The 9,905-nt window shown below is 72.7% G+C and carries 9 protein-coding genes; 6 read left to right on the forward strand and 3 right to left on the reverse strand.

What is annotated here, in order from left to right; translation table 11 throughout:
* Nucleotides 1–22 precede the first annotated feature (22 nt).
* From IG74_RS0127430 to IG74_RS0127450, 5 genes are all read left to right on the forward strand, one after another.
* A complete protein-coding gene (locus tag IG74_RS0127430) occupies nt 23–610 on the forward strand; it encodes a Uma2 family endonuclease (protein ID WP_030682778.1) in 588 nt (195 codons plus the stop codon).
* 237 nt (nt 611–847) lie between these two features.
* Nucleotides 848–2,119, forward strand: a complete 1,272-nt coding sequence (locus tag IG74_RS0127435) for an aspartate kinase (protein WP_030682780.1) — start codon at nt 848–850, stop codon at nt 2,117–2,119.
* Nucleotides 2,116–3,174, forward strand: coding sequence for an aspartate-semialdehyde dehydrogenase (locus tag IG74_RS0127440; protein ID WP_030682782.1), 1,059 nt, complete (start codon nt 2,116–2,118; stop codon nt 3,172–3,174). Before IG74_RS0127435 ends, IG74_RS0127440 begins: the two co-directional genes overlap by 4 nt.
* A 356-nt stretch (nt 3,175–3,530) precedes the next feature.
* Nucleotides 3,531–4,184 (forward strand): SigE family RNA polymerase sigma factor, encoded by a 654-nt coding sequence (locus tag IG74_RS0127445; protein ID WP_078869075.1) that lies wholly within the window; start codon nt 3,531–3,533, stop codon nt 4,182–4,184.
* A complete protein-coding gene (locus IG74_RS0127450) occupies nt 4,181–5,443 on the forward strand; it encodes a hypothetical protein (RefSeq protein ID WP_078869076.1) in 1,263 nt (420 codons plus the stop codon). The genes IG74_RS0127445 and IG74_RS0127450 overlap by 4 nt, the downstream gene beginning before the upstream one ends.
* 74 nt (nt 5,444–5,517) lie before the next feature.
* Here IG74_RS0127450 and IG74_RS0127455 read toward each other — a convergent pair whose 3' ends face one another.
* Nucleotides 5,518–6,306, reverse strand: a complete 789-nt coding sequence (locus IG74_RS0127455) for an SURF1 family protein (RefSeq protein ID WP_030682790.1) — start codon at nt 6,304–6,306, stop codon at nt 5,518–5,520.
* Nucleotides 6,307–6,363: 57 nt separating this feature from the next.
* The gene (locus IG74_RS0127460) at nt 6,364–8,241 is read right to left on the reverse strand and encodes a prolyl oligopeptidase family serine peptidase (RefSeq protein ID WP_030682792.1); all 1,878 of its coding nucleotides are present in this window, start codon (nt 8,239–8,241) and stop codon (nt 6,364–6,366) included.
* A 70-nt stretch (nt 8,242–8,311) separates the two neighbouring features.
* On the opposite strand from IG74_RS0127460, the gene IG74_RS0127465 reads away from it, so the two are divergent.
* Complete coding sequence (locus IG74_RS0127465) at nt 8,312–9,142, forward strand: class I SAM-dependent methyltransferase (RefSeq protein WP_030682794.1); 831 nt, start codon at nt 8,312–8,314, stop codon at nt 9,140–9,142.
* Here the strand turns inward: IG74_RS0127465 and IG74_RS0127470 are convergent.
* Nucleotides 9,139–9,729, reverse strand: a complete 591-nt coding sequence (locus IG74_RS0127470; protein WP_051855492.1) for a hypothetical protein — start codon at nt 9,727–9,729, stop codon at nt 9,139–9,141. The genes IG74_RS0127465 and IG74_RS0127470 overlap by 4 nt on opposite strands.
* Nucleotides 9,730–9,905: the final 176 nt, after the last annotated feature.

Genomic DNA, 9,905 nt, shown 5'->3' on the forward strand with positions numbered 1-9,905 from the left:
ATGGAGTCGAGGAGGCGACGCCATGACCCCCAGCTTCGAAGAGCGCCCGCAGATGTCCGTCGAGGACTTCGAGGAACTCGTCCACAGGGCCCCGGAAACGCTGCGCAACCAGCTCGAATTCCTCAACGGAAAGCTGGAGGTCAAGCCCGTGCCGGACCAGGTCCACGGGGCAATGGTCATGTGGCTGCTGCGGCAGTGCATGCAGCAGCGGCCCGAACTGGCCCTGTATCCGGAGCAGGGGCTCAAGGTCCCCACGTATCGGAAAGGGCGCGCCCGTGCGGACGGGGCTCTGGCGCCGCTGGATCACTTCGTCGGCCAGGTGGGGGAATGGGCGTCCCCTGAGGGCGTGCTCATGGCGGTGGAGGTGACCTCGTGCGACCGCGACGCCGACCAGCGCGACCGCGTCGAGAAGCCCAGCGCCTACGCCGCCGCGGGCATCCCCGTGTACCTGCTCGTCGACCGCGACAGCAGCGAGGTCATCGTGCACGCCGAGCCGAAGGGCGGTACGTACCGCAGCGTGATCAGGCGGTCCTTCGGGGAGACCGTCGAGCTGCCCGACCCCGTCGGCTTCGCCCTCGACACGGAGAAGCTCAAGGAGTACGCCGACTGAGGCGGAGCCCCCTCAGTGGCCCCGCGCGCCCCTGTGACCCACCCCACTTTACGGAGTGCTCCGCTCCGTAGCGGGCAGTGGAGTTCTCGGAGCGGCCGGAGGACAGGGAGCCGTCGGGTGATCACGACGTGAGCGGGACATCTCACGATCTGATACTTCCGGGGCGGAATTCGGCCGCTCGTTAGACTGAGCCGACCGCCACAGGCGGGAAGAGACGTAACTGAGCGAGGAGCGCACGTGGGCCTTGTCGTGCAGAAGTACGGAGGCTCCTCCGTAGCCGATGCCGAGGGCATCAAGCGGGTCGCCAAGCGCATCGTCGACGCCAAGAAGAACGGCCACCAGGTGGTCGTCGTGGTGTCGGCGATGGGTGACACGACGGATGAGTTGATCGATCTTGCCGGGCAGGTGTCGCCGATCCCTGCCGGGCGCGAATTCGACATGCTGCTGACCGCCGGAGAGCGGATCTCCATGGCCCTGCTGGCCATGGCGATCAAAAACCTGGGCCACGAGGCCCAGTCGTTCACGGGCAGTCAGGCCGGAGTCATCACCGACTCGGTCCACAACAAAGCCCGGATCATCGACGTGACGCCGGGCCGCATCCGGACCGCGCTCGACGAGGGCAACATCGCCATCGTCGCCGGGTTCCAGGGCGTGAGCCAGGACAAGAAGGACATCACGACCCTGGGTCGTGGCGGGTCCGACACCACGGCCGTCGCCCTCGCCGCCGCGCTCGACGCGGAGGTGTGCGAGATCTACACGGACGTGGACGGCGTCTTCACCGCCGACCCGCGCGTCGTGAAGAAGGCCCGGAAGATCGACTGGATCAGCTTCGGGGACATGCTGGAGCTGGCCAGCTCCGGGTCCAAGGTGCTGCTCCACCGCTGTGTGGAGTACGCGCGCCGCTACAACATCCCGATCCACGTGCGGTCCTCCTTCAGTGGGCTGCAGGGCACGTGGGTCAGCAACGAACCGCAAGGGGACCGCAAGGTGGAGCAGGCGATCATCTCTGGTGTCGCGCACGACACGTCCGAGGCCAAGATCACGGTCGTGGGCGTGCCGGACAAGCCGGGCGAGGCCGCCGCGATCTTCCGCGCCGTCGCCGACGCCGAGATCAACCTCGACATGATCGTCCAGAACGTGTCGGCCGCCGCGACGGGCCTCACCGACATCTCCTTCACGCTGCCCAAGGCCGAGGGCCGCAAGGCCATCGACGCCCTGGAGAAGACGAAGGCGGGCGTCGGCTTCGACTCGCTGCGCTACGACGACCAGATCGCGAAGATCTCCCTGGTCGGCGCGGGCATGAAGACGAACCCCGGCGTCACCGCCACGTTCTTCGAGGCGCTGACCGACGCGGGCGTGAACATCGAGCTGATCTCGACCTCCGAGATCCGCATCTCCGTGGTCACCCGCGCCGAGGACGTCAACGAGGCCGTGCGCGCCGTGCACACCGCCTTCGGCCTCGACTCCGACTCGGACGAAGCCGTGGTCTATGGAGGCACCGGCCGATGAACCGCAAGCCGACGCTCGCGGTCGTCGGGGCGACCGGGGCCGTCGGCTCGGTGATGCTCCAGATCCTGTCGCAGCACGCCGACATCTGGGGCGAGATCAGACTCGTCGCCTCACCGCGCTCGGCCGGCCGCAAGCTGGCCGTGCGCGGTGAGGAGGTCGAGGTCCTCGCGCTCAGCGAGGACGTCTTCGAGGGCGTCGACGTCGTCATGTTCGACGTGCCCGACGAGGTGGCGGCCCAGTGGGCGCCCATCGCCGCCTCGCGGGGCGTCGTCGTGGTCGACAACTCCGCCGCCTTCCGGATGGACCCGGACGTCCCCCTGGTCGTGCCTGAGGTCAATCCGCACGCCGCGCGCGTCCGCCCGCGCGGCATCGTCGCCAACCCGAACTGCACCACGCTCTCGATGATCGTGGCCCTCGGCGCGCTGCACGCCGAGTTCGGCCTGCGGGAGCTCGTGGTCTCGTCGTACCAGGCCGTCAGCGGGGCCGGGCGCGACGGCGTCGAAACCCTGCGGCGGCAGCTGCGGCTCGTCGCGGACAGCGACCTCGGCACCGGGCCCGGCGACCTGCGCCGCGCCGTCGGCGACGACACCGGGCCGTTCCCCGAGCCCGTCGCCCTGAACGTGGTGCCCTGGGTCGGTTCCGTACGCGACGACGGCTGGTCGTCGGAGGAGATGAAGGTCAGGGACGAGTCCCGGAAGATCCTCGGCCTGCCGGACCTGAAGGTCGCGGTCACCTGCGTACGGGTGCCGGTCGTCACGACGCACTCGCTGACCGTCCACGCGCGCTTCGAGGGCGAGGTGACCGTCGCCCGGGCCCGGGAGATCCTCGCCACCGCGCCCGGGGTCGTGCTCTTCGACGACCCCGCCGCCGGTGAGTTCCCGACGCCCGCCGACGCCGTCGGCACCGACCCCACCTGGGTCGGACGCCTCCGGCGCGCCCTGGACGACCCGGCCGCGCTCGAACTCTTCGTGTGCGGGGACAACTTGCGCAAGGGCGCCGCCCTGAACACGGTGCAGATCGCGGAGCTGGTGGCGGGGGAGTTCCCCGGCGCGTGAATCGATCATGGGCCCGCCCGGGAAGCGGCTCCCCGAAGCGGAGCGCCCTGTAGGACCTGTGTAAGTTCTGTGTCCGATCTCTGGTCCAGACCGCTTGAACTGGGGCGTCCGTACGTTCGAAGATTCGGCTTCCGGCCGCTGCAACCGACCGGGCGGCGTGAGCGTCTTCGCCGTCGCCCTCCGGTGGGCGGCCTGAACGCTGCGAAAAGCAATTGGGGCATAGGGGAAGAGCTGGTACGCATGGGGGCTTTTGACGCACCGTGGAGAGCGGTGCCTGTGAGGCACGCCGCGCACGCGATGCCGAACGCCATGCCTGACGCGTACAACCCTGATGGGGGGAAGCGTGTCCAACAGGCGTGGCAGAGGTACTCGAATTCACCGCGAGCGGCGCGGCGGCACTACGACCGTCCCGCCGTCCTCGCGTACCCGGCGGCATGCCGGTGATCGCCCCCATGCCCGTGACGCGGCCCGCCCGCATTCCGACGCAGCGCGAGGGCGATGAGGTGGCCGTGACCGCGGGCACCACCGTCGACCACCTCACCGAGACCTATCGCGCCCACTACCGGTCGCTGCTCGGCCTCGCCGCCCTGCTCCTCGACGACACCGCGTCCTGCGAGGACGTCGTGCAGGAGGCGTTCATCCGCGTCCACTCCGCGCGCAAGCGCGTCCGCGACCCCGAGAAGACCCTCGCGTACCTGCGCCAGACCGTGGTGAACCTCTCCCGGTCCGCGCTGCGCCGGCGCATCCTCGGTCTGAAGCTCCTGACCAAGCCGATGCCCGACATGGCGAGCGCCGAGGAGGGCGCGTACGACCAGCTGGAGCGCGACGAGCTGATCAAGGCCATGCGCGGCCTGCAGCGCCGCCAGCGCGAGGTCCTCGTCCTGCGGTACTTCGCGGACATGACCGAGGCCCAGGTCGCCGAGACGCTCGGCATATCGCTCGGCTCGGTCAAGGCCTACGGCTCGCGCGGCATCGCCGCCCTGCGTGTCGCCATGGAGGCCCCGGCATGAGCGGAGCGGGCGACATGGACAAGCACCACGAGCACGAGCACGACGCTGGGAACGACACGGTGAAGCACCGGCCGGGCGGCGGCGACCGCCTCGACCACGGACACGACGTACCGAACGCAGCGAGCGCATCGAGTGCGTCCGGGGTACCGGACGCGGTGGACGTCACGGAGCGGCTTCGCGGGCTCGGGCGGCTGGCCGCCGTCGACGGCCCCGACGCGCCCGGCGCACTCGACGCTCCCGGCGGGCTCGCCGACGACGAGCTGGCGCTGCGGCGGCTGCTGCGCACCGCCGTCCAGGACATCGAACCGGGCGACGCGGCTCTGGAGAAGCTCCGGCACGCGGTGCCCGCCCGCCGGGCCCGCAAGCGCCAGGCCTTCGTCGGCGCGGCCGCCGTCGTCCTCTTCGCGGCCACCGCCGTGCCCGCGCTCGTGCACGTCACCCGCTCGTCGGACGACTCCGACGCGCGGCCGTCCATCGCGGGTGCGGGCAACAGCCAGCACAGCCAGGGCGGCAGCAGCGAGGGCAAGGGCACCGAGCCCTCCGGCAAGGAGACCGGCGGCGGCAAGGAGAAGAAGGAGAAGAAGGGCGACAAGGACAAGGGCGACCAGGGCAAGAAGAAGGACGGCAAGGGCAAGGGCGAGACCGGCAGGGGCGGCGCCACCGGCGGCACCGAGCCGGACGACCAGGGCACCGACGCCGTCAGCTCGCCCGCCTGCGACGCCGCCCAGCTCGACGCCTCCAGCTCCGTGGCGCCCGCCGACGCCGACGGCAAGGTCTACGGCACCTTCCGCGTCGCCAACACCTCCGGCAACAGCTGCACGGTCGACAACGCGGGCGCCGTGGCCGCCACCGCCCAGGGCGCGACCAGCCCCTCGGACATCAACGTCGTCGACCACACCCCGGGCGACGGCACCGGACTGCCCGATCCGGCCCAGGAGGCCAGCTCGCTCGTCCTCAAGCCCGGCGCGTCGTACGAGGTGCGCTTCGCCTGGGTGCCCTCGGCGCAGTGCCCCGCCGACGGCGGCGAGCCCACGCCGAACCCATCCCCGTCCGACAACGGCGCGGGCGGCACCGGCTCGGAGGGCGGCACGGGCGACGGCGGCGGCGTGACCCCGCAGCTGGTCCGCGAGGACGGCACCAAGGACGGCAGCGTCGCGGTGTCCCTCACGGCGGAGCCCGGCGCCCCGTCGGCGGACGCCACGGTGACGAACGCGTGCTCGGGCACGGTGTACAAGACCGGGGTGCTTCCGGCGCAGTAGCGCACCGCGCCGGGGCGCGCGCCGGGACTCCCCGGCGGCCTCGGCGGCCCCGGTGTCAGGGGCGTCCGGCCTCGTCAGACGGCGGAGGGCTGCGGCGCCTCGGGCTCCTGCGCGAGCCCCAGCTCGGCGTCCCGGGCGGACTCCCGCTCGCGCCGGAACAGACGGAACCACATGAACACCACGAACCCCGCGAAGACGAACCACTCGCCCGTGTAGCCCAGGTTCTGGAACGCCTTGAGGTTCAGGCCCGAGTCCTCCGGCGCGGCCGCGGGGACCGGCCGCAGACCGTCGGTGCCGCGGTCGAGCGTGACCCAGGCGTTGTACAAGTCGTCCGGTACGAGGTTCACGAGCGAGGCCGCACTGATCATGCCGACCTGGCCCGTGGGCAGGCCGCCCGCCGTGCGTACACCGTCCGAACTGGGGCTCTCCGAGGCCTGGAGCGCGCCGGTGACGGTGACCTCGCCCTTCGGCGGCGCGGGCGCCTTCGCCGCGTCGGCCTTGCCGGGCAGCCAGCCGCGCACGACCGGCAGCGACTTGCCGCCGTCGGTGCGCAGGAGCGTGAGCACGTAGTACCCGCTCCTGCCGTCCAACGTGCGCTCCGGCACGAGCAGTTGCCTGCCGTACCGGCCGGTGGCGGTCGCCCGCTTGCCGGACGTCTCCCGGTCCACGGGCAGCAGCCCGGCCAGCGGCCGCGCCTTCGCGCTCGTGTCGACGGCGGTCTGCCGCTTGGCGTCCTCGTGGTCCTGCACGCGGTCCTCGAAGCGGCTCAGCTGCCAGGAGCCCATGAACAGGCACAGCGGGATCGACAGCGCGACGAAGACGTTGATCCCCCACCAGCGGGGGGTCAGCAGGAACCGGTACACGCCCTCCACGGTACGGGGCGCTCCGGGGCGGCCTGTCCCCGGGGCGCCCCGCGCGGGCTACCGCAGGTGGCGGGCCGCGAAGTCCAGCTCGAGGGCGACCTGCTTGATGCGCTCGTCGACGACGAGGGAGCCGTGGCCCGCGTCGTAGCGGTACACCTCGTGGACCGCGGCGCGCTCCGCGAGGCGGTCCACGTAGTTCTCCACCTGGCGGATGGGGCAGCGCGGGTCGTTCACCCCCGCGGAGATGTAGACCGGGGCCTTGACCGCGTCCACGTACGTCAGCGGGGAGGAGGCCTCGAAGCGCTCGGGCACCTCCTCCGGCGTCCCGCCGAACAGGGTGCGGTCCATCGCCTTCAGGGCCTCCATCTCGTCGTGGTACGCCGTCACGTAGTCCGCGACGGGGACCGCGGCGAGGCCGAGCGCCCAGGCGTCGGGCTGGGTGCCGAGGCCGAGGAGCGTGAGATAGCCGCCCCAGGAGCCGCCGGAGAGGATCAGGCGGTCCGGGTCCGCGAGGCCGGAGGCGACGGCCCAGTCGCGCACCGCGGCGATGTCCTCCAGCTCGATGAGCCCGACGCGGTGCTTGAGGGCGTCGGTCCACTCGCGGCCGTACCCCGTGGAGCCGCGGTAGTTGACCCGGACCACCGCGTACCCGTGGTCGACCCAGGCGGCGGGGCCCGCCGCGAAGGCGTCGCTGTCGTGCCAGGTGGGGCCGCCGTGCACCTCGAAGACCGTGGGCAGCGGCCCTTCGGCCCCGGCCGGCTTCTGGATCAGGGCGTGGACGCGGCCGCCGGGGCCCTCCACCCAGGCGTCCGTCACGGGCACCGACGCGGGCGCCTTCATGCCGGGCGGGTCCAGGACGACCCGGCCGGAGGTGGAGCGCAGGACGGGCGGCTCGGCGGCCGACGACCACATGTACTCCACGGTGCCGTCCGGGCGGGCCGTCGCGCCGGACACCGAGCCGCGCGGGGTCTCGACGCGGGTCAGCTCGCGGGTGGCCAGGTCGAACCGCCACAGGTCGCCGCGGGCCTCGAAGCCGTGCGCGACGAGCAGCGCCGAGCCGTCGGGATACCACTCCGCCGACACGTCGCCCGGCAGGTCGAGGGCCAGGTCCGTCTCCTCGCCCGACGCCACGTCCCACAGCATCGGCTCCCAGCGGCCGCGGCGCTGGTGGCCGACGAGGAGCCGGGTGTCCCCCTCGACCGGCGCGAAGCCGAGGGACTCCAGGCCGAGCTCGACCTCGCCGCCCTTGGTGTCGTCGAGCTCGGCGACCGGCGAGCCGTCCAGGCGCAGGACGCGCAGGGCGGAGTGCATCGCGTCGCCGTGCTCCGTGTGCTCGACGACGATCAGGGAGCCGTCGTGCGAGAGGTCGCCGACGCCCGCGGACTCGCGGTGGCGGTAGATCTCGACGGGCTCGGCGCCGGGGGCCGCGTCCGGGCCCACGACGTGGACCGTCGTGCCGTCCTCGTCCGTGGAGCGGCCCACCACGACCGTGCGGCCGTCCCGGCCGAGGGCGAGCCCGGCCGGATAGGAGGGGGCGAGGCCGGGCACGGCGGCCTCGTCCGCGCCGCCCGCGAAGGGCTGGCGGCGCCACACGCCGAACTCGTCCCCGTCCTTGTCGTCGAACCACCAGATCCACTGGCCGTCGGGGGAGAGGAGGCCGTCCGTCGTGCCGTTCGCCCGGTCGGTGACCTGGCGCTGGGCGCCCGTCGCGCGGTCCCAGGCGTACAGCTCGTACGTCCCCGTCGCGTTCGACACGAACAGGGAGCGGTCCGGGGCGTCCTCCGCCCAGTCCGGCAGGGAGACGCGCGGCGCGCGGAAGCGCTTCTCCCACTCGGGCGTCGCGGCGCCCGCCGCGTCCCCTCCGGTGCCCGCGCCGCGCCCCGCCCCCGCGTCGCTTCCGGTTCCTGCGTCCGCCTGCTTACCCGTCTCACTCATGGCCCCATAGTGCCTGGCTCTCCCGGCAATTCGCTGGCGAGGGTCCCCAGCCTGTGGATAACTTTCGGGCATGTACACACCGAACCCCGCCGGCTGGCGCGAGTCCAACCGGCGGCGCTGGGACGAGCGTGTGCCGATCCACCTGGCCAGCGACTACTACGACCTCGCCGCCTTCCGCGCGGGCAAGGACCCGCTGCGGGACTTCGAACGCGCCGAGATCGGTGACGTCACCGGCCGCTCCCTGCTGCACCTCCAGTGCCACATCGGGCTCGACACCCTCGCCTGGGCGCGGCACGGCGCCGCCCGCGTCGTCGGCCTCGACTTCTCCGAGCCCGCCGTGGCGGCCGCCCGCGGCCTCGCCGCCGAGCTCGGCTTCACCCAGGACCGGGCGGCGTTCGTCGCGGCCGACGTGTACGACGCCGCCGGCGCCGTGCCGGACTCCACGTACGACATCGTCTACACCGGTGCCGGGGCCCTGTGCTGGCTGCCCGACATCCGGCGCTGGGCCGAGACCGCCGCCTCGCTCGTCGCACCCGGGGGCTTCCTCTACCTCGCCGAGTTCCACCCCCTCACGGACGTACTCGACGACGCCACCGGCACGCGGATCGAGCACGACTACTTCGCGCGCGACCCGTGGGTCGACGACGGGCCCGGCGGGTACGCCGACGGGGACGCCGTCACCGTCCACAACCGCAGCGTCGAGTGGCAGCACCCCGTCGGCGAGGTCGTCACGGCCCTCGCGCAGGCGGGCCTGCGCGTCGACTTCCTGCACGAGCACGACGTGACCCTCTTCCGGAGGTTCGCCGCGCTCGAACCGCGCGAGGGCCTCTACCGCCATCCGGCCACCAGCCCGCGCGTGCCGCTGATGTACTCCCTGAAGGCCGGCCGGCCCCGGTCCTAGGCCGGGTGCAGCCAGGCCTCCCGCGGCGGCGTCCCGAACGCGCCGAGCCGCGTGCACGACCAGGCCCGCAGCACCTCGTGCGCGCTCTCTTCGCCCGGCGCCGCGGCCAGCGTCGTGACCACGACGTCCGTGCCGTGCCTGGCCAGGAGCAGGTCCCGCAGGCGGGTCGCCACCCGCCTGCGGCGGTGCTCCGGCAGCACCATCAGCTCCACCAGCAGGAACAGCCGGCCCGCCGCGGCCGCGGCCGTCGCCGCGGGCGGCAGGACGTCGCGCAGGGCCGCGAAGTCCGGCGTTTCCGGGGCGGCGCGGTAGCCGTACAGGCAGCCGACCAGGCCCGCGGCGGAGTCGGCGGCCACCATGTCGAAGTCACGCTCCTGCACGTGCCGTTCGAACCTGGCCAGGAACTCGGTGCGCTCCTGCCCGCCGATCCTGTACGGGGCCTGCCCCGGGCCCCTGCCCACGTCCCGGGTGCTGCCCTGTTCTTGATACCGGGCCTGTTCGTGGCACGCCGTGTACACGGTCGCCACGTCCTCGCGCTGCTGCTCCGCCTGCCAACGTGACAGCCGCCGCAAGAACACCTCTGCCATCCGCGCCTCCCCCTCAGCCTGGGTGAGCATGGTGACAGCACGAGCCCCCGCACGGAACCTGCCCCGAAGCCCCTTCTCCCACCCACCCGTACCTGCCCCGGCGACGGGCGGGCAGCGGGAGGGCGGTTGGTGGGGGCGCGGGGTGTTGTTCGGTGGGGTTGGGGGGAGGGTGAGGG

Source organism: Streptomyces sp. NRRL B-1347, assembly GCF_000720325.1.
GTDB lineage: Bacteria > Actinomycetota > Actinomycetes > Streptomycetales > Streptomycetaceae > Streptomyces.

Coding starts and splice junctions, on each gene's coding strand:
- IG74_RS0127430 (WP_030682778.1), top strand. CDS start 23: ATGACCCCCAGCTTCGAAGAGCGCCCGCAGATGTCCGTCGAGGACTTC.
- IG74_RS0127460 (WP_030682792.1), bottom strand. CDS start 8,241: ATGAGTGAGACGGGTAAGCAGGCGGACGCAGGAACCGGAAGCGACGCG.
- IG74_RS0127450 (WP_078869076.1), top strand. CDS start 4,181: ATGAGCGGAGCGGGCGACATGGACAAGCACCACGAGCACGAGCACGAC.
- IG74_RS0127470 (WP_051855492.1), bottom strand. CDS start 9,729: ATGGCAGAGGTGTTCTTGCGGCGGCTGTCACGTTGGCAGGCGGAGCAG.
- IG74_RS0127440 (WP_030682782.1), top strand. CDS start 2,116: ATGAACCGCAAGCCGACGCTCGCGGTCGTCGGGGCGACCGGGGCCGTC.
- IG74_RS0127465 (WP_030682794.1), top strand. CDS start 8,312: ATGTACACACCGAACCCCGCCGGCTGGCGCGAGTCCAACCGGCGGCGC.